General features: G+C 60.6%; 13 protein-coding genes. 7 read left to right on the top strand and 6 right to left on the bottom strand.

The window, feature by feature from the left end; all coding sequences use genetic code 11:
- Positions 1-130 precede the first annotated feature (130 nt).
- Complete coding sequence (locus tag I7X13_RS12535) at positions 131-1459, top strand: hypothetical protein (RefSeq protein ID WP_198075747.1); 1329 nt, start codon at positions 131-133, stop codon at positions 1457-1459.
- Between the two features lie 74 nt (positions 1460-1533).
- On the opposite strand, the gene I7X13_RS12530 is transcribed toward I7X13_RS12535, so the two are convergent.
- The gene (locus tag I7X13_RS12530; RefSeq protein ID WP_198075746.1) at positions 1534-2892 is read right to left on the bottom strand and encodes a sigma-54-dependent transcriptional regulator; all 1359 of its coding nucleotides are present in this window, start codon (positions 2890-2892) and stop codon (positions 1534-1536) included.
- 82 nt (positions 2893-2974) lie between these two features.
- Between I7X13_RS12530 and I7X13_RS12525 the strand changes: the two genes are divergently transcribed.
- Together I7X13_RS12525 and I7X13_RS12520 are read left to right on the top strand one after the other, a co-directional pair.
- Complete coding sequence (locus I7X13_RS12525; protein WP_198075745.1) at positions 2975-3271, top strand: hypothetical protein; 297 nt, start codon at positions 2975-2977, stop codon at positions 3269-3271.
- Positions 3272-3345: 74 nt separating this feature from the next.
- Positions 3346-3756, top strand: a complete 411-nt coding sequence (locus tag I7X13_RS12520) for a hypothetical protein (protein ID WP_198075744.1) — start codon at positions 3346-3348, stop codon at positions 3754-3756.
- Here I7X13_RS12520 and I7X13_RS12515 read toward each other — a convergent pair.
- The 5 genes from I7X13_RS12515 to pulA form a co-directional block, all read right to left on the bottom strand.
- Positions 3753-4583, bottom strand: a complete 831-nt coding sequence (locus I7X13_RS12515; RefSeq protein ID WP_198075743.1) for an ATP-binding cassette domain-containing protein — start codon at positions 4581-4583, stop codon at positions 3753-3755. The two genes, I7X13_RS12520 and I7X13_RS12515, sit on opposite strands and share 4 nt — an antisense overlap.
- Positions 4584-4780: 197 nt before the next feature.
- Positions 4781-5557 carry an ABC transporter permease gene (locus I7X13_RS12510; protein ID WP_198066374.1) on the bottom strand — a complete coding sequence of 259 codons (777 nt, stop codon included), beginning with the start codon at positions 5555-5557 and terminating at the stop codon, positions 4781-4783.
- 196 nt (positions 5558-5753) lie between these two features.
- Positions 5754-7532: an OmpA family protein gene (locus I7X13_RS12505; protein WP_198075742.1), complete on the bottom strand. Its 1779-nt coding sequence runs from the start codon at positions 7530-7532 to the stop codon at positions 5754-5756.
- Positions 7533-7796: 264 nt separating this feature from the next.
- On the bottom strand, positions 7797-8786 hold the full coding sequence (locus I7X13_RS12500; protein ID WP_198075741.1) for a hypothetical protein: 990 nt from the start codon (positions 8784-8786) through the stop codon (positions 7797-7799).
- 327 nt (positions 8787-9113) lie between these two features.
- Complete coding sequence (pulA, locus tag I7X13_RS12495) at positions 9114-11105, bottom strand: type I pullulanase (protein WP_198075740.1); 1992 nt, start codon at positions 11103-11105, stop codon at positions 9114-9116.
- 367 nt (positions 11106-11472) lie between these two features.
- Here pulA and I7X13_RS12490 point away from each other — a divergent pair, with 367 nt between their 5' ends.
- From I7X13_RS12490 to I7X13_RS12475, 4 genes are all read left to right on the top strand, one after another.
- Positions 11473-12576 carry a sensor histidine kinase gene (locus I7X13_RS12490; protein ID WP_198066370.1) on the top strand — a complete coding sequence of 368 codons (1104 nt, stop codon included), beginning with the start codon at positions 11473-11475 and terminating at the stop codon, positions 12574-12576.
- A gap of 63 nt (positions 12577-12639) precedes the next feature.
- Positions 12640-13377, top strand: coding sequence for a LytR/AlgR family response regulator transcription factor (locus I7X13_RS12485; RefSeq protein ID WP_198066369.1), 738 nt, complete (start codon positions 12640-12642; stop codon positions 13375-13377).
- 136 nt (positions 13378-13513) lie between these two features.
- On the top strand, positions 13514-14776 hold the full coding sequence (locus I7X13_RS12480) for a glycosyltransferase family 4 protein (RefSeq protein WP_198075739.1): 1263 nt from the start codon (positions 13514-13516) through the stop codon (positions 14774-14776).
- A 1501-nt stretch (positions 14777-16277) separates the two neighbouring features.
- A complete protein-coding gene (locus I7X13_RS12475) occupies positions 16278-20921 on the top strand; it encodes a T9SS type A sorting domain-containing protein (protein WP_198075738.1) in 4644 nt (1547 codons plus the stop codon).
- Positions 20922-20982: the final 61 nt, after the last annotated feature.

Raw genomic sequence — 20982 nt, 5'->3', positions numbered from 1 at the left:
GAGGCCCAGCCCAATAATCAGGCTTTCTGTCGGCATAAACTGCCTATGACGAGCATATTGACCTTCGATTACCGCGGGGGGCTGTACTTTGCCGCCAATAGTATAGTTCTACCCTTTATGCTTTTTTGAGATGCGCCAGTTGTTCGCTTTTGTGTTGTTAATGTTCGTCGCGGTTGGGTGCAAAAAAGAGCCCGACCCTGTTAAGGACGAGATTGTGCTGAACCAGCCTGTGCTGCAAGGCGATTCTATAGTGCTAACGTGGTCGAAGCCAGCAAATCCCGACCACACGCGGTATCAGATAAGGCGTGGTACTGCACCAATCGGCAGCTTTTTCGACCTCACGCTGGTTGGCGATGGTGCTATTCCCTTTCTCGACGACAATCGGTATGTAGATAATACAGCTGCTTACTGTCCTTATCTTACTTATACAGTGGTTGGTATCAGGCAAAACTCTCTTGGAGTCTATAGCTCATCAGCCGGTGGCAGCAATACAGTGATTTTTGAGCGGCCCAACCTTAAAACCATTCATGCGGAGCCTTTCGATGTGCAGTTTGATGCGCAGCGCCGACTGCTGTACTTCTTTGATAAAAAGGGCGTTATTACCCAATATAGCCTGACAACCAATGCAATCACGAAGGTGATAAACACCGCGGCCACCATTGGCTATTGTGACCGGACCACCTACAATGGGGTGCCGGAAATTTATGTGCCCCGCGCCGATGGCTGGGTTTTGGTGTACAACGCGTTGACGCTGGACAAAATTGACGAAATCAACGTCGGGGCCAGTGCCAGCAGTGTGGTGGCCAACCAGGGCCTGCTCTTTGTTTCCGTTGATGACCCGGCGGGCCATCCGCTCAAAGTATACAGCCGGGCCACCAAGCAGTTGGTGAGTGCAGCCAGTGGAAGGAAAATCACCCGGCTTAAGATGCTGCCCAACTCCAATACCAAGCTAGTGGGAATCTCAGATGGGTACGACTCCGTGCAGAGGCTGAGCCTGAACGACCTGCAGTACTTTACCTTCTCATCAACTGGCCTGCCCACCGCTAATACGGCCATTCCATTCGACGGTACTCAGCTGATGACTCCTGGTATTTTCGAGGTGTGCCCGACGAATAATACCATCATCACTTCCCGCGAGGGTAATATCTACAATGAAAACCTACAGTTTCAAGGGAAATTATTGCGCGGCACTGCCAATTATACGTCGTTTGCATACGACCCAACCGGGAGATTTATTTACGCTGGCGCATCCACTATAAGTGTGGGTTGGAAGCAGCGAGTGGATGTGTACGACGCTGCCAACCAAACACTAAGCCGTTCCATCACTACCAAAGCTTACCCCTTCCGTTTGTTTGCCGACGGCACCAATGGAATTGTAGTAGTTAGCAGTATTTCGGTGGTGGCAACAAACGACCGTACATCGCCCGTTACAGATATGGTAGTGGAGTATTTTAAATAAGAACAGGCTGTGAGGTTGAAAGAGAATTAACAACTAGCCGTCGCTCAGTTACTGGTAGTGGTTAAGATGCTCAATTATCCAAGCCCGTATTCTTCCAGCTTGCGGTACAGCGTGGTTAGCCCGATTCCCAGCTTTTTCGCCACGTCCGGCTTATTGCCTTCCAGCTCGCCCATCAATTTGCCAATGTGCCGGGCTTCCAGCGCCCGCAGGCTTTCGTCGGCCGCATCGGCGCCCGGCTTCACGGGCCGGCCCAGCGCGTGAAACTCATCGGGCAAATAATCAGCCGATAATAATTCACCATTCGGGGCGAGGATAGCGGCGCGTTCGAGCACGTTTTTCAGCTCGCGCACATTACCGGGCCAGGGGTAGTGTTGCAGCATGGCCAACGCCTCGGGCGCGAGGCCTGGCAGGCGCTTGCTGAGGCGGGCGGCGAAGTGCTGCAGGAAAAACTGGGCCAGCGGGGCCACGTCGGCGGGTCGGTTTTTGAGCGGCGGCACCTGAATGGTGAACACCGAGAGGCGGTAGTATAAATCGGGGCGGAAGCGGCCGTCGGCGGCTTCCTGCTTGAGGTTGCGGTTGGTGGCGGCTACCAGGCGCAGGTTGACCTTGGTAGGCTTGGTGTCGCCGAGCTTGGTGAAGCTCTGGCTTTCGAGCACGCGCAAAAATTTGGCCTGCACGTTGAGTTCCAGCTCGCCGATTTCGTCCAGAAACAGGGTGCCGTTGTTGGCTTCTTCCAGCAGGCCCTTCTTGTCGGCCAGCGCGCCGGTGAAGGCGCCTTTCTTGTAGCCAAACAACTCCGATTCGAGCAAATCTTTGGGGAAGGCGCTGCAATTGACGGCCACAAAGGCCTTGCCCTTGCGCCCGCTGGCTTGGTGGATGGCCTGGGCAAACAGCTCCTTGCCGCTGCCGGTGGGCCCCTCGAGCAGCACGGTGCTGTCGGTGGGCGCCACCTGGCGGGCCAGCTGCTGCACGCGCCGCAGCTCCGCCGAATCGCCAATCATGGCCTCGAATGTGTACTGCTGGCCCACGCGGCGCTCCAGCTCCGTGACGCGCTGACGGAGGCGGGCTTTTTCGGCGGCGCGCTCCACCACCACCACCAGCTGCTGCTCAAAATCGCCCTTGGTGAGGTAGTCGAACGCGCCGAGCTTCATGGCCTTCACGCCGTCGGGGATGGTGCCGAAGGCGGTGAGCAGCACCACTTCGGCATCGGGGGCGGCGGCCTTATAGCGGGGCAGCAGCTCCACGCCGTTGCCGTCGGGCAGCTTCACGTCGGAGAGCACGAGCAGCACGTCGGCGTGTTGCTGGAGCAGCTCGAGGCCGCGGCGGGCGTCGGGGGCTTGCAGCACGGTGTAGCCTTCCAGCTCCAGCACCTGGGCCAGCAGCTGGCGCAAGCGCGCTTCGTCGTCGATGATGAGGAGGGTACCGGTGGGCATATTTGAAATAGAAAGTTGCGGCCGCAAAGAACGGTCAGCTTGGGCAGCTACTTTTGAAGCGGTTTACCCAAACACCCATTCGATGAGCGAAGAAAGCAAACGCGTAGAATGCAGCACGCATGGCGACCGATACCCGGCCTATGTTTGCCAGCACCTGAACCTGAAAACGCCCGTGGGTTTTTACGAGCCCTTCGCTTCTGACCCAAGCGTGATTTATGCGGACGACGAACTCAACGCTTGGTGTGAAGCCTGCGATGAAGTGCTAACGCAAGTTGGCGAATGGAACGAAGAATCTGAAAGCTTCGCAAGAATCAAACTCGTTTGCGACGTCTGTTTCTTTGATATGAAGAAATTAAATCTGAGTCGAAAGGTGAGTTGAACTTGCATTGATAACCAGGTAGATTTCTTGAAATGCAAGCACGATTTACACATAAATAATTAGCAGCCTCCGTCATGAAAGTAGAAAGTAATTACCGGCTTATTCAACAAGTCAATGGGCGGATGATATATGCTATTGTGATTTTAGAAGCAGAAGCAATTGAAGTTTTACCACGGGAAGCAGGTGAATTATTTATAGAATTTGACTTCCCACACAAGTATAATTATGCGGTTCATTTTGGAGTAGAATATTTTTTTGAACGGTATTCTGCGGGTAGACCTGTGAATATGCTTGTTACTATAAAGCGAGTAAATGACATGCTGGCTGATAGCTCAAGCTCAGTTGTCGCTGCTGCAACAATTATGGCTTTATCAGAAGCCTTTAAATTTGAAATCGAAGGCTTTTCTCTTGATAAAGACGGAAATGGAGCGTTGAATTTGCCTTTAGGACAAGGTTCATACAGAAGCCATACAGGACATATTTAACTCCCGCGAATCTCCTGCTTGATGTGCTCGACGAATTGGGCGAATTCGGGTTCGGCTTCGACGTTTTCGTGCCAGGCGAGGCCCATTTCGGCTAGGTTGTATTGGTGCTGGGGGCTGATGGTGGCGCCCGGCACGAGGGCACCGGACGCGTCGTGCTCGTAGCCGAGCAGCCAGAGGCGGTCGGCCAGGGCGGTGGTGGTCACGATGTCGTGCGAGACGATGATGACGGTGTTCAACTCGTCCATGGTGGTGACTTCGACGATGATGCGCTTCACTTCGTCAATCATGGCCACGTCGAGGCCGGAGAAGGGCTCATCGAGCAGGATGAGGTGGTCGGAGCAGAGCAGCTGCTGGGCGATGGCCGCCCGCTGGCGCTGCCCGCCCGAAAGCAGGGCCGGGTACTTGCGCCGGTGCGGGGCCAGGCCGAAGCGTTCGAGGTAGGCTTCAACGTGCTGTCGGGCCTCGACGGGGGCGTGCTTGCGCTGGGCGGCCACCAGCAGGTTGTCGTGCAGGGTGCGGTGGTCGAAGAGGGGGTAGCGCTGCTGCACAAAGCCCACCATGCCGGGCTCCACGGGCTGCTGGGCGAGGCCCACTTCCACGGTGCCGCTGCCGGGCCGGATGAGGCCCGCCATGATGCGGCACAGCACCGACTTGCCGATTCCCGAGCGGCCGTAGAAGCCCACGACCTGACCCTGCTGCATGTTGGGCCGCGTCACGTCAAGGACCTGGGCGTTGATGTCGCGCAGAATGGGTTCGCCATTGAAGGCGATGGAGACGTTCTCCAGGGTGAGGATGGGGCCTTTGTAGGCGTAGGTGTGGGCAGTCATGGCGGGGTTGGGGTTGGTAAGGGGCGTCTGTCATTGCGAGCGAAGCGCGGCAATCCGTCCTCGCTAAGCGACAGGCTTTGAGTTGTGATAAAGCCCTTTTTGAAATGAGATGGTGTCTATTGAGAGCGGGTCACATTAGAAAGCTGGTCGCTGAGGACCGGACGGATTGCCGCGCTTCGCTCGCAATGACAGACGATTTATCGGCTGGTAGCTAGTGCCGAATAGGGAAAAAACACCCGCCGCAGTAGCACAAACACGTAGTCCTGCACCGCGCCCGTCGCCAGAATCACTAGCTGAATGGCCAGCACGCCATCGAGGTGCAGGTAGCGGTTTTGCTTGTAGAGCAGCAGGCCGATGCCGCCTTCGGACTGGTAGAGCGTTTCGACCAGCGTAATCATGGTCCAGATGATGGCGAAGTTCTGGCGCACGACTTCGAGCATTTCATCCAGCTTGCCCAGCACCACCACTTCGTAGAAGCTGCGCCACTCGCTCATGCCCAGGGTACGGGCGTGGTCCATTTCCTCCTGCGTGGTGGTCAGAATCACGCTGGTCATGCCCGTGACCAGGTACACGGTGGCCCCAAAAATGAGCACCGAAAGCTTCACCTGGTGGCCCGAGCTGACCATCAGGGCCATGAAGAAGGTGAGGCCGGTGAGGGTGAGGTAGCGCATCTTGGAGGCCGCGTAGGCAATGGGCCGGAAGAAGGGTAGGGCCGTGAGATAGGAGATGAGCAGCGCCAGCACCGTAGCTACAGCCAGTGCCTGCAGGGCTGTGGTCATGCTGGCCCACAATTCTTGGATGAGGCCCTGCGAGGTGATGAGGTCGCCGAGTGAGCGGACGACTTCGCCCAGACTGGGGAACAGCTGCATGGGGTAAAACAGCCACAGCAGCAGCAGTATAGCGGCCTGACCGATGACCATCGTGGTAAACACGAGGCGGGCCGGCTGGGCGTTGGGGGCGAAAAGGGATTTCATGGTGTTGGTAGGTATTTCTCCTGTCATTGTGAGGAGGCACGATGAAGCAATCCGTCCTGTTCTCAGCGCTGAGCTTTATGATGCGATGAAGCCTACTTACACTATGATTGAGAGCTTGTCGCAGAAAAAAGCGTCTGGTTTTGAGAGGACGGATTGCCGCGTTTCGCTTCGCTCCACTCGCAATGACAGGCGGGAATTAATTGCCCAGCACTACTTCCACGCGGCGGTTTTTGGCTTTGCCATCGGGCGTGGTGTTGCTGGCTATAGGCTCGGTGGCGCCGTGGGCGTACACCTGCACGCGGCCGTCGGGGAAGGCGCTGTGGCTCTTGGTTTCGAGCCAGTGCTGCACGGCCATGGCGCGGTCCTCGCTGAGCTGTTGGTTGCGGCCGGGGTCGCCGGAGTTGTCGGTGTGGCCGTGCACGGCCACTTTCAGGCGGCCAGCCACCACGAGGTCGTTGAAGAGCTGGTTGAGGTCATGCTCGGCGGCGGGGGTGAAGCTGCTCTGGCCGCTGTTGAATTCGATGTTCCAGGCGCGCTTGCTCACGCTTTGGCGGATTTCATCGCCGGCAGCAAACTGCTGGGTTTCGGCCGGGGCCACGGCTTTGCCTTTGTATTGGGCCTGCAGGTTTTTCAAGGGCGTCAGGTCCAGCATTTCATTCAAGGGCACGTAACTGGGCAACTCCTTGGGGTAGAGTTTGCTCTGCACGTCGCCGAAGGTTTTGTACACGGCCGCGTAGATGTTGGTACCGCCTTCGTCGAGGCCGAACAGGCTGAGGTTATCGCTGAAATTGAAGGCCTTGCTGCCGCCCAGCTCCACCACGTTGCCGTTGCGGTCGGCCTCGCTCACGCCCTTGTAATACTTCAGCCAGTAGGCACCGGGCTTGTCCTGGTCGCCGTACACGGTGGCGGCGATGTCGGCGGCGCGGGCCAGGGCTTCGGGGTGCGATTTCACCTGGTCGCCGGCCACGGCGAAGGCCGTCATCAGGCCCAGCACTTCCTTAGGGTGGGCGTCGTACCAGCGTTTGGTCGTCACCATGATGTTGGGCATCTGGTTGGAGTAGTCTTTGGTGCTCACGATGTTGACAAGGCCGCCACGCTGCTTGGCAATGTTCACGTCGCCGGGCGTCCAGGTGGCCACGGCGTCGGCCACCACATCCACTTTTACACCGGTGTTCTTGCCGTTCACCACTTTGGTGCGGGCTTCGGGCTTGCCGAGGATGTATTTTTCGGCGGCTACGAGGAAGTCGGAGGCGGCCATGAAGTTCACGGCTTCGGGGTCGTAGGTGGTTTCGTCGGGGTTCACTTTCAGGCCGTTGTCGGCGCACCATTTCAGGGCGATGTTCTGGTCGCCGTCGCGCAGGTAGCAGGCAATGGTTTTGCCGAGGGCAGTTTTGGGGTTGTCAAGCCACTCTTTCGGACCCATCAGCTTGTCTTCGCCAAAGGATTTGCCCACCGAGTAGGGGATGATTTGCAGCTGCGTGCCGGCCTTCTTGAGTTCCGTTTGCACGGCCGAGAAGCCGGGCAGACCGTCGCCCATGATGCTCACAATCAGGCCCGGCGTGGCAGGGTTGGTTTGCAGGTCCATGGCGTTTTTCACCAGGTCGGCCTGCATCTTGCTCACGTCGTCCTGGCGCACAATCTGCATGTCGAAGCCATTCGCGGCGGCCGCCGAACCCATTGTGGAGCGGGGGCCACCGTTGGCCAGCATGCCGGCCATCTGGCTGTTCCAGGCCATCACCTCCCAGGTGAGGGGCGTGCCCTTGTCGGCCGGAGCGGTGCCGGGCATGGGGGCCAGCGGCACCACAATGTTGGCCCGGCTACCGCCGGTGGCGGCGGGTAGCTCAATCGAGTTCAAAAGCACCGACTGCGTGTCAGCTTTTTTAAAGACGGCACCGCTGGAAACCAGCTTGTTGATGCCGAAGTAGAGAAGGCCCACGAGGAGAAGGCCAATGATGAATTTACCGCGGGTAGTCATTTTAGTATGGGCAAAAGAGGGGTGATGCGCCCGTTTTGGGCGCTAGGGTTTTCTCGGTTTTGGTGGGGTTGATTAGCGGCTGGCTATAGCGTTAGCGGCTACTTTAGGCAGGCTGTCATGCTGAGCGAAGCCGAAGCACCTCTACTGCTTCGTTGGGCTGATTGAATTACTGCCGAGGTAGACATGCTTCGGCTACGCTCAGCATGAGGTGCTTCTACAGTGGATTCTCCCAGCAGGCCCACCAGGCCGCAGGCCAGCAAAAAGCTAATCAAGCAGGCTAGAATAGGCATCATCGGAGGCTTTTTTAGTGGCGGTAAGTGACTGAGGAGCTTGCGGTTTTTCGTTGAGCACGGCGTTGAATTCGCCTTTCTGGTACTGGTCGAGCAGGCGCTGGCCCTTCTCGCTCATCACCCCGTTCTGGATGTCCATCTCCTTGACGAATTCCTGCGAGTAGCGCATGGCCTGCTTAATCTGGCCCAGCTGCTGGGCCATGTCCTCGGCCACGCGGTCGGTGGCCAGGTCGAAGAAGTACTTCTTATCGGGGTCGCCGCGCAGGATGTTCATGGCCGCGCGCATGCCCGAGCTGGTGCGTTTCACCAGGGCATATTCATCCTTCAAGAGGTTGACTTTGAACTTGCTGCCGTCAATCTGACGCAGGGCGGCTTTCAAAATCTGGCGCATCACCAGGCTCACGTTGGCCGTGGTGGTGGCCATCGGCTGCAGGCGCTGGTTGTAGTCCTGCACCTGGGCGGCGCGCATGGCGTACGATTCGGCGGCGTCCTTCTCGCCCTGGCGGGTAGCCGAGTCGGCCAGGGCCAGGTATTCCTTAATCTGGGCGGCGTTGGCGGCGAGCTTGCGCTTCACCAGCTCGTGTGCGCCTTCGATGTTGGTGACCTCGGCGTCCATCTTGCGGGCTTCCTTCTCGGTATTCGAGATGTAGTCCTCCATGATGCCGATGGGGTCGGTGTTGACGAAGATGCCGGCCATCGAGCGCAGCACGCGCTGCCCGGCGTACCACAGCCCGGCGTGAATCCGCTTGTTGGTGGCCAGCAGAAACAGCACGAACAGCGTGCCGAGCCCGATGCCGAGCTTCACGGTGTCGAACACCATGTCGACGAGGAAGGGCAGGATGCTGCCCCAGAAATACACCGCCGTGCCTACCAGTCCGAGCAGGACCACGCGGCCGGCAATTTTTTCCGGCTGCTGCCACTTGGGGAGGCCGGGGGTGGAATCGAAAGAGGGAAGTGCGTTCATGGCGTTGGTATTGGGGGTGTAGGGTGGTGGCCCTGCGGCCGTTGGTTGGTTACCTCCACCTTATGCCAATACCAATGCCGTTTCGGGAATGCTTTTGAGAAAATTTATCTAACTATTGATTTTCAGAGTGATAACAAAAAATCCCCGCCAGGCACGGGGCCTGACGGGGATGAATTTTTTCAGAATGGAAAGCGGATTTTTCCAAATCAGCAAGGCGGGTGGGGCTCGTCTGTCATGCTGAACGCAGTGAAGCACCTTATCACGCGTGAACAATTCGTTCGAACGGGATAAGGTGCTTCACTGCGTTCAGCATGACAGACGATTTCCTCAGCGCACCAGAATCAGCGCGGAGTTGCCCGGTACCTGCACGCCGCTGGTTACTTCGAGCACATCGAGGCCTTCTTCCTGGATTTGGTTGCCGCGCAGCACCACTTTGTAGGTATCGCGGGGCAGGGGCACGCTCCAGGCCGAGCGGTTGCCGTTGAAAATGACGGTGATGGTGTTCCAGGCGTCGCCGCCGGCGTGGTCTTTCAGCTGGTAGGCAATGATGCCGGGGACCATGTTCGGCAGGAATTCGAGGTGCTGCTGGATGAGCTCGGTGGTGGGCAGGCGGAAGGCGGGGTGGTTGCGGCGCAGAGCCAGCAGCTTGCGGTAGAACTCATACACGCCCACGTATTTGGCTTTGCGGCCCCAGTCAATCTGGTTCACGCTGTCGGGCTGGTTGTAGGAATTGGAGGAGCCGCCCTTGGTGCGCAGGAACTCATCGCCGACCGGCAAAAATGGCACGCCCTGCGAGGTAAAAACGATGGTGTTGCTCAGCAAATCCATCTTAATCAGCGTGTCTTCCGAGGTGTTGGGGTTCGAGGCGCGGAGCTTGTCCCAAAGCACCCTGTCGTCGTGGCAGGCCACGTAATTGATGGCTTGCGAAGGGGCGCCGGCCCACGGGGCTTTCGAGTAGTTGACCTTGGCGTAGTCGAGCTGGGGGTGCTGGGTGGCCGCCACGATGCCGAATTTCACGCTTTCCTCCAGGCCGGGCTGGCCGCTGGCGAAGCCGGGCTCGGTCTGGTGGGCGTAGTGGCCCTTCACGCCGTCGCGCAGCTCGTCGCCGAAGGCCGCAATGCGGTCCAGCTTCATCATGTTGCCTTTGAGGGCGCGCTTGGCGTCGGGCAGGGGCGAGGGGCCGGCGGTCCAGCCTTCGCCGTAGATGAAAATGCTGTGGTCCTGCTGGTCCAGCGCCACGCGCACGGCGCGCATGGTTTCGATGTCGAGCACGCCCATGAGGTCGAAGCGGAAGCCGTCGGCGTGGTAGTGCTGGGCCCAGTACGCCACCGATTCCACGATGAGCTTGCGCACCATGGTTCGCTCCGAGGCCACTTCGTTGCCGCAGGCGGTGGCGTTGCTCAGGCTGCCGTCGGGGTTGTGGCGGTAGTAGTAGCCAGGCACCAGCTGCTCGAAATTGCTGCGGCGGGCGTCGGCAGTATGGTTGTACACCACATCGAGCACTACACGCAGGCCGGCCCCGTGCAGATTCTCCACCAGCTGCTTGAATTCGCGGATGCGGGCCGCTGGGTTGGTGGCGTCGGTGGAGTAGGTGCCTTCGGGCACGGTGTAGTTCTGCGGGTCGTAGCCCCAGTTGTATCGGTTGGCGCTGGCGGGCGCGGCTTCGTCTATGCTGGCGAAGTCGTTGGTGGGCAGCAGGTGCACGTGGGTCAGGCCCAGTTCAACCAGGTGGTCGAGGCCGGTGCTCACGCCATCCGGCCCGCGCGTGCCGGTTTGCGCCGCGCCCAGAAACTTGCCCTTGTGCCGCACGCCCGACTGCGGGTGCATGGTAAGGTCGCGGACGTGCACCTCGCCGATGACAATGTCGGTGGTTTGCTTGAGAGCGGGGCGTAGGTCGTCCTTCCAGCCCGGCGGCTCGGCAATGATGGGGTTGAAGACGGCCCCGCGCAGGCCGTTCACGCCCACGGCGTGGGCGTAGGGGTCGGCCACTTCGGCCATTTGCTTGCCCCCGATGGTGGCCTGCACGGTGTAGAAACCGGTGGTGCCGGCGGGTAGGGTATAGGTCCAGGTGCCGCCTTCGGCCTTCGTCATATTAAAGTCGGTCTTGGCCGGCCCGCCGGTGCCGGCGGCGTAGAGGCGCAGGTGCAGGGCCGACGCGGTAGGCGCCCACACACGCAGAGTGGCCTGGCCGCCGCGCCAGGTCAGGCCCAGGTCGGGGCCGAGGTAGGTGGGGTAGGTAGAATAATCGGGAAGCGGCGGGGCGGCTGGCGCCGGAGCAGGGGAGAGCAGCACAAGCAGCAGCAGTAGCGGGCGAATCATGGGGCAAAGGTCGGGACTATGGCCGGAAGTGTCGCACGAAAACTCCCTCCTTAGGTAAGGAGGGAACGCTGACGCGCAGCCTCAGCTGGGGTGGTTGCGGGCGTTGGAGAACGTCCGGGTGGGGCGGAACCAGTCCCGGGTGGTGTCGGACCATCCAGACGTCCTTCAACGCCCGCAACCACCACCGTTCGAGCCGTTGGCTTGAACATCCCTTCCTTACTAAGGAGGGGAGTCTGGTTCTAAATCCCGGCCTTCCCCAACGGTAAAACGCTGCCCGCCGTCGATACAATTACGGGGTGTGGTCGGTTTGGCCCGGGTTTGGGATAGAGGACCGGCTATGTTTGTTTCGATTTCTCCTCCGTCGTCTATGGCCGTCCTCACGCCTCGTCGCTACCTCACGCCGCTCATTCATGTGCTGGTGTGGGGGCTGTTCGGGCTCACGTTTCTGTTGTTTCAGCCGCTCACCGGGCGGCTCACCATGCCGCCGCAGTTCTGGCTGAAGCAGGGGCTGATGTTTGCCGTCTGGATTGCCACGTTCTATTTCACGTCCCGGGTCACGGTGCCGCGCCTGTTGCTGAACGGCCGCACCGAGTGGTTTATTCTGGCCCTGATAGCCACCACGGGGGTGGTGCTCAGCTTCAGCAAGTTTCTGGAGATGTCACTGAACCTGCCCGAACTCATGGACAAGGCCTTTATGGCGGCGGCCGGGCGGCCCCGGCTTACCCCGCGGGGCAGCTTCCGCATTGATACCATGGGGCTGCTCACCACCATGTTTGTGCTGGGCATCAGCACGAGCATCACGGTGGTGCAGAAGTGGCAAAACGACGCCCGCATCCGGCAGACGCTGGAGCAGCAGCGCGTCAGCTCCGAGCTGTCGGTGCTCAAGGCCCAGATTAACCCGCACTTCTTTTTCAATACGCTTAATAATATCTACGCCCTCACGCTGCTCGACGGCGAGCAGGCCCGCGTGGCCATCCACCGGCTCTCGCGCATGATGCGCTACGTGCTCTACGACACGGCCGGCGGCATGACCTTACTAAGCCAGGAAATCGCCTTCGTGCAGGACTACATCACCCTCATGCAGCTGCGGCTCGATGAGCGCGTGACCGTCACCTTCGACCGCCCCGAGCCCGTGCGCGACGTGCCCGTGGCCCCCATGCTGCTGCTGCCCTTCCTCGAAAACGCCTTCAAGCACGGCGTGGCCGCCACCCAGAGCAGCAAAATCTACATCGGCCTCGCCCAGCCCTCGCCCGATGTGCTGGAGCTGGAAGTGCGCAACACCCTGCTCGCGCTGCCCAGCACCGACCTGGCCGGCAGCAACGGCATTGGCTTGGCCAATACGCGCCGCCGCCTCGACCTTCTGTACCCCGGCCGGTTCAACCTGCTGGTGGATGACCACACGCCCGCCAACGAATTCCGGGTGCATTTGACGCTAAAAGTTGGGCAAGAGGGTATGAGGGTAGGGGGATAGGAGTTAGTTCCTGCACCCTCACCACTCATCCCCTCACACCCACCTATCCCCACACCCCAACCCATGACGCCTCTCAAAACCATTGCCGTTGACGACGAGCCCCTGGCCCTGGGCCTGGTTGCGTCTTTCGTCCAGAAAACACCGTTTCTGGAGCTGGTGGGCAAGTTTGGCAACGCCGTGGAGGCCCTCAAGTACCTGCACGAGCACCCCGGTACCGTCGATTTGGCCTTCCTCGATATCCAGATGCAGGAACTCAACGGCCTGGAGTTGGCCCGCGTGCTGGGCCCCACCGGCCCGCGCGTCATCTTCACCACTGCCTTCAGCCAGTACGCCCTCGATGGCTACCGCGTCGATGCGCTGGACTACCTGGTGAAGCCCTTCAATTACGAGGAGTTCCTGCGCGCCGCCGGCAAGGCCCGTGCCTACGCCGAGCTCACCTCGCAGCACGCCACCGCCCCGGTTTCCACCGGCCCCGAGGAGGAAGAATACCTTTTCCTTAAAGCCGAGTACCAGCTGGTGCGCGTGGCCCTCAGCGACATCCTCTACGTGGAGGGCCTGAAAGACTACGTGAAAGTGCACCTCAAAAGCACGCCCCGCGCCCTGCTGAGCCTCATGAGCCTCAAGGCGATGGAGGAAAAGCTGCCCACCCGGCGCTTCATGCGCATCCACCGCTCGTTCATCGTGGCGCTCGATAAGATTGAGGCCGTGCGCCGCCTCACCGTCCAGATCGGGGCCGTCACCATCCCCGTGGGCGACCAGTACAAAGACACCTTCCTGCAATTCCTCAGCCGCTGGAGTTGAGACATTAATTGAATGAAACTCTGTCATCCTGCGCGCAGCGAAGGATGATAGAGTTTCATTCAACGACTTCCCCACTACTTTCTTCCGCCTTCTACCACCCCTCCGATGCCCCACACACTCCCTGTCTTTCTGAGCTATGTACCCATTCACCTTTTCCGGGAGCCCCGCTTCCGGCCTGGCCTCCCGTGCGCGGGAGGCGGCCCCGCAGCTGGCGGTGCTCTGCCTCTCGAGTAGCCTGGGCGGGCTGGAGCTGAACAGCCTCAAATTCGCGGGCTGGATGCAGGAGCGCGGGTGGCGCGTCACGTTTTTCGCGCCGCCTGCCACGCCGCTGGCCATGTGGGCCGAAGACTGGTTTGTGCCCCTCGAAACCTTGGCCGTGCGCCGGGGGCTGGCCATGCCCCTCATGGCCTGGGCCCTGAAAGAACAGCTCGAACGCCTCAACATCGACGTGCTGGTGGTGACGCAGAACAAAGACCTGCCCGTAGCCACGCTGGTTAAAACCCTGCTGGGCGGCCGTCTGCGCATTATTTACCAGCAGCACATGCAGCTGGGCCGGCCCAAGCGCAGCCCCGTGCACACCCTGCGCTTCGGCCTGGTCGATGCCTGGCTGACGCCGCTGCCCGGCCTGGCCCGCGAGGTGGCCCACCTCACCCGCTTCGACATGGCCAAGCTGCACCTTGTGCCCCTGGGCCTGCCACTTGAGCAGTTTGCACCGCCCACCCACACCCCCTTCGAGGCCCGCCAGGAGCTGGGCCTGCCCCAGGATGTGCGCCTGCTGGGCATTCTGGGCCGGCTGGATGCCGGCAAGGGGCAGGATTTCGTTATCAATGCCTTGCACCACCTGCGCCAGCAGTACGGCTACGATGCCCACCTCGTCATCATGGGCGAGCCTACCCGCAATGAGGGCGACGGCTACCTACGCCAGCTTCAGCGGCAGGTGGCGCGGCTGGGCCTGCAAAATCAGGTGCATTTCCGGGGCTTCCGGGCCAATCCGGCCGTGTTCTACCACGCCATCGACGTGTTTGTGATGGCTTCGGAAAATGAAACCTACGGCATGGTGACCCTCGAAGCCCTCGCCGCGGGCGTGCCCGTAGTGGGCGCAGCCGCCGGCGGCACCACCGAGCTGGTGGAGCACGGCCAGACCGGCCTGCTCTACCTGCCCGGCGACGTGGCCGCCTGCGCCCGCGCCTTCCGCCGCACGTTTGCCGAGCCCGCCGCCACCCATGAGCGGGTGGAACGCGCCCGCCTGGCCCGCTGGCACTACTCGCACCACCGCCAATGTGCCCTCACCGAAGACGTGATTCGGGCCGTGGCCACTGCGCCGGTGGCTCCGGCTGGCCCGGCCCGGGTGCGGCGCCTGTCCGTGAATGCCGCCTTTGCCCACGCCGTGGCCCAATAGCGCGGCCCCGGAAAAGTCCGTTCGGTCGATACAGTGCCGGATTTGGCCGATATCGGTGCCGGCCAGCCGCCCCGGTCCAGTAGCTTCACGGCATCAAATCCAACCAGCCCGGGCCTCCGGGTTGGCCTATTTCGCTGAACTATGAGCTCCGTCGTCAAACTCCGTTTTTTGAGTGGGCTGCTGTTGAAACTGGCCGTGCCGGCCGCCGTGCTGGGCCAGCACGACTGCCCCTCCTTCGGCCCTCCACGACCTGAACTGCGTGCCCCGCGGCCTGCGCCCGCTGCTGCCGGGGCCGCGCTACCCCATAAGTCCTGTCATTCCTAAGCGGCCCGGCGTGCTGCGCGTGGCCACCCACCCGGCGGGTTTGCCCCCGCCGGCAGCAGCGCCCAGCAAATGCCCCCGTCCCGGAATGGCAGGCACCATTACCAATCGGCCTACCGTTGCGCTGCCGTTTTCGCAACCAGTCAGCCGGTGCCTGATGCCTCAAAAAGCCTTTGCATTTGCAAAGGCTTTTTTTATGTTTGACGGAGTAGCAGGTCGTCGTATATAGCCTCCTCATAATATTGGCACAGTGGGCTTATCGTCAGCTGTTTGCTCCTGGCTGGCAGTATCGCCCAATCCGGAATGGATGCCCAAAGAGGGGTTGTGGAAATAAAAAAGCCGATTAGGCACTGCTGGATAGGTTATGGGCCGGATATAAAGATTTGATAACGGCATCATGCCCTGAATTCAAGTCTTCCCAAATACCTTTACACTCAACGTGTCCACCCCATGGTAATTTGGTAACCCCACTAACAGCTTGCTTTTTATGCAAAAACCATTACCCCGTTTTTCCGCCGGTATCAGCCGCAGCCTGGCGCTGCTGATGATGTTAATGTTACCCCTGCTTGGATGGGGGCAGGTTTCCATTGCTACATCAGGGACACCTGTAACGCAGGACTTCAACACACTGGCTGCTCCTTCAACCGTTACCAGTAGCACCATGCCTGCGGGCTGGGTATTTCTTGAAACGGGCACCAATAAAGACGCAAACTATACTGTGAATGACGGTAACGGAACGGCCGGCGACACTTATAGCTATGGCAGTACTGCAGCCGCCACCAAAACTGACCGGGCATTAGGTTCTATCGCTAGTAGCAGCTTGGTTTCTGTGTTTGGCGCGTCGTTTAAAAATAACACTGGGTCTGTAATTACTCAACTCGATATCAGTTACACAGGCGAGGAATGGCGCCTTGGTGACGCTACTCGGGGTACAACTGATAAACTTCAGTTTGCTTATAGCACAACCGCTACGGCAATTAACACCGCCAGTGCTTATACCGATGTGGCAGCATTAGACTTCAACTCGCCCAATATTACGGCTCCGGTTGGTGCTAAAGACGGGAGCTTGGCTGCGAACCGAACTGCCATTACTGGAACGATTACTGGGTTGAACATTGCAGCCGGTGCAACTTTCTACATTCGATGGTCCGACGTTAACATCTCAGGAACCGACGATGGCTTGGCTATTGACGATTTTTCCATAACTGCCAATAGTTCAGCCACTCCCACGCCTTCCATCACTGCGGGTTCCCTCACCCCGGCCGGCAGCTTCAGCACCGTACAGGGCACGGCCTCGGCCGCCAAAACTTATACCCTGAGCGGCAGCAACCTCACGGCCAACCTGACCGTGGGGCCGCTGGCTGGCTACGAATTCTCTACCGATGGTTTTGCCACAGCGGGAGCGGCTTCGCTCAGCCTTACGCCCAGCAGCGGCACGGTTGCGAGCACCACGGTTTCGGTACGGCTGGCTGCGGCCACTACGGCCGGCACCTACAACGGCACCATTGACAACGCCAGCACCGGGGCCGCCACCCGCAGCATCACCGTGATGGGCACGGTCACAGTGCCGCCCACCGTCACCACTACGGCTCCGGCCACGGGCATTACTACTACCGCTGCCACCATTGCCGGCAACATCAGCAGCTTGGGCACGCCTACGGCCAGTACCTCGTATGGCTTTGTGTATAGCACCACTGCCAGCACTGCCGCCACGCTGGTGTTGGGCGGCGGGGGCGTAACCACCGCCCAGGTGGGCACTACGGGCGCCGCCACCGGCGCCTACAGCACCGGCCTGACCAGCCTCACAGCCAGCACTACCTACTACTACCGCGCCTACGCGTCCAACTCAGCTGGCACTGGTTATGGCACCGTCGAGTCGTTCACCACGGATGCTGCGCCCACTACGCCGTTGCTCATCGCCACGCCCACGGCGCTCACCGGCTTCAGTTATTATGTAGGGGCCGGGCCGTCGGCTTCGCAATCCTTCAGCTTGACCGGCAGCAACCTCACGGCCGGCAGTGCCATCAGCATCGATGCTACCGGCACCGATTACGAAGTATCGACCGATAACTCCACCTTCGGCGCGATGGCAGCCATTACCAACGCAGCCGGCGGCACGCTTGCCAGCACCCCGGTTTACGTGCGCCTCAAGGCTGGCTTGGCGGCCGCCAGCTACGCCAGCGAAACCGTAAGCATCACGGGTGGCGGCACGGCCAGCGCTATCACTGTTACAGTAAGCGGTTCGGTAACGGCCCTTCCCACCATCACCACTGGCACGGTCACGCCCAACCCGGCCACGCAGGGCGGTAGCGTCACGGTGCCTTACGCCACCACCGGTACTTTCGGCCCGGGCAACGCCTTTACGGCCGAGCTCTCGTCGGCTACCGGTACTTTCCCCGGCACGGTGCTCACTACCACGGCCAGCGCTGCTGGTTCGCTCACAGTAACCATTCCGGGTGGCACAGCCATTGGCTCGGCCTATGCCATTCGGGTGAATGCCAGCAACCCGGCCGTGAACGGCACGCCATCCGGCGCGTTTGCGGTCACGACGGCTCCTTGCCTGGCGGACAACTTCGATACTTTCCCGCTCACCAAATGGACGGTGAACGGCGTAACCCAAAGCACCACCAACCGCAGCGGCACTTCCGGCGGCTCGGCGGCATTCAGCGGAGCCAACCATTCGCTCACCAGCGCCAGCGCCCTCAGCTACCCCAACAGCCTCGACTTCTTTGTTTCCCGCAGCAGCACCACTACGACTCGTTCGCTGCAGGTGCAGGTTTCGATTGATGGAGGAAGCAACTACTCCACGCTTGCAACTTACGCCATTGCCGACCTGACTACGACCCTAGTACGCAAAACCATCGACTTGTCGGCCTACCAGACGCGGCCCAGCGTGCTATTGCGTTTCCTGCGCAGCTCGGAATCCACCACAGCTCAAATTTACCTCGAAGACGTAGCCGTAACCTGCGGTTCGGCTCCCACGCTGGCCACCGAGCCCACTTCGCAGCCCACCCTGAGCACGGCCAACGTGGTATTCTCGCAAGCCGATGTGACGGTGAATGGTGGCGACGGCAGCAAGCAGCTGGTGGTGATACACGCCACTTCGGCTGCGGCCGTGGCTCCGGTTGATGGCAACACCTACGCCGCCAGCACCGCCTTTGGCAGCGGGGCCACCACGGGCACCGGCAACTACGTGGTGTATGCAGGCCCCACCGGCACTGGCCCCAACACCTTCACGGTTACGGGCCTGTCGGCCACCACCAGCTACACCCTCGAAACCTACGCCTACAGCGACAACGCCACGCCCGGTCTGGAAAACTACCTGACCACTGCTCCCGGCACGGCCAGCTTCACCACCACCGCGCCGCCTAGCGTGTTCTACGCCAAAGCCACCGGCGACCTGAACATGGCCAGCACCTTCGCGGCCAACAGCGACGGCTCGGGCGGCTCGCCCGGCGACTTCACGGCAGCCGGTATCACCTATAACGTGTCGGGCGCCAACCGTACCATCAGCGCCAACTGGACGGTGTCGGGCACGAACTCGAAAGTGGTGCTCAATGCCAACGCTTCGCTGGTGATTCCGGCCACCTTCACCTTCACCGGTAAGCTTGACCAGCTGGCCAACAGCACGCTTATCATTCAGAATACGGCGACGGCGGCTTACACCTCCATCAACCAAGGCGTGCAGGATGCCAGCAGCACCATCGACTTCGCTCAAACCGGTTCCTTCACGGTGCCCGCATCCAGCGTTTTCGCCTACCAGAACCTGAAGCTGACGAACGGCACCAAGACGCTGACCCGCAACACCGGTACCATCACCTCTCCGATTACCAGCACCGTGGTGCCCGGCAACCTCACCCTCGACAACACGGTGCTGGGCGGCAACGGGTCTTCGCCCTTCTCGTCCATCGACCTCTCCGGCAACCTGACCCTGCAGAACGGGGCCACTTTCAACACCTCGTCCAGTAGCCGAATCACGCTGAACCTGTTCGGCGCCACGCCTCAGACCCTTACCGGCAACGGCAACAACATCCTGCTGTTCGCATTATATACGTACACCCCTGGCGGCGGAGCCATCCTTTCCGATGCGGGCGGTACCACTACCCTTGAGTTGGGCAATACCGCCGCCGGTGGCTACTACCTCGAAACCGGCACCACGCTGGCCCTGAACTCGAACACGTTGCGCTTCTACTCGGGTGGCAAGGCCGTAATATATACCGGCAACACCAGCAGCAATGGTCGGGGTACTATTACCGTTTCGCCGACATCCACCATCAGCCTGGAAACAACCAGTAACTATTCCATTGGCACCCTGCGCCTGACCCCCGGCGCAACCACTGTGAAAGACTTGCGCCTGCAGGCAGTCAACGACTACCTCACCGTACCATCTGACCTCACCGTAAACGGAGTACTCACCCTGGCCAACGGCGACCTGGTGGTGGGCGATGGCGTCACGCCGGCCACCCTCACCCTCAATGGCACCGTGGTTAATGCCGGTTCCGGCGACATTGCCGGCTCAGCCATTACCAACTTGGTAGTAGGAGGCACCGGGGCACTGGGCACCCTGATTTTTGCCTCGGGCCTGGCCGAAGTAAACAACTTCACCCTGAACCGCACTGGCACCGGCACCCTCACCCTGGGTTCGCCCCTCACCGTTGATGGGGCGCTCACGCTCACCAGCGGCATCATCACCACCAGCAGCACCAACGTGCTGGGCCTGGCCACCACCGGCACGCTCACCGCGCCGGCCTTCAATGGCACGGGCGGCAGCAGCTACGTGAAAGGGCCTTTCCTACGCCGCATTGCGACCGTGAGCAGCCCGGCGTCCTTCGTATTCCCCATTGGCAAAGGCGCGGCTTACCGTCCGCTCACGCTCAACATCAGCGCTCAGACCGGCACCACCACCTACACCGCCGAGCAGTTCGAAACCGCGCCGCCTACGTCGTCGCTCGGAGCCAGCGGCCTCAGCCGGGTGTCCGGCGTGCGCTACTTCACCATCAGCCCCGATGCTCAGCCCACTGCCTTCAATGGCACGCTCACCATTCCGTTTGGTGTCGATGACTACGCCAACGTGCCCGCCGAGCTGGTAGTAGCCAAGCGTCCGAATGCCAGCTCCGACTGGGTTAACATCGGCGGCAGCGGCACTTCCAATGGTTCTGGCGCCGGCAATGGTGCGGGCGGCTCGTCGGTAGCCGGCCTGCTGGTATCGGGCAGCTTCACTTCCTTCTCCGATTTCGCTCTGGCTACCACCAACGCGGTGCCTAACATCAATCCGCTCGCCGCCGGCACGGTGCCGCTGCCCGTGCAGCTCACCGCCTTCAGCGCCCAGCGCCAGGCCGATAAAACGGTAGCGGTGAAATGGGCCACGGCCACCGAGAAAAACAGCGCCCGCTTCGAGGCACAGCGCAGCCTCGATGGCCGCGAGTTTGCCACGGTAGCCACAGTAGCTGCTCAGGGCAATAGCATGAGCCCCACGACCTACACCGCCTTCGACAAAGCTGCCCCCGTTGCCAAGCTCTATTACCGCCTGCGGCAGGTAGACCTGGATGGCACCACGGCCTTCTCGCCCGTGGTTACGGTCGCCGGTTCAGGCGAAATCGCCAAGGTGGAGCTTTACCCCAACCCGGCCCACAGCCGCATCAGCTTCATCGCCGAGGCGGCCACGCCCTACCGCGTGCTCAATCAGCTGGGCCAGGCCCTGCTGCGCGGCACCACCGAAGCCGGCACCGCCAGCATTGGCATTGAAACCCTGCCCGCCGGCCTCTACCTCTTGGAACTGCAAACGGCCACTGGCCGCACCGTGCAGAAGTTCGAGAAGGAATAGCCTGAACCGCAGATGATGCGAATTCAACAGATTTCGCAGATTCAAATGCGCCTCGTTTCGC

Source organism: Hymenobacter negativus, from assembly GCF_016056375.1.
Classification (GTDB): Bacteria; Bacteroidota; Bacteroidia; order Cytophagales; family Hymenobacteraceae; genus Hymenobacter; species Hymenobacter negativus_A.
Note: the sequence above shows the minus strand (reverse complement) of the source record. Positions and strands in the feature narration are given on the sequence as shown.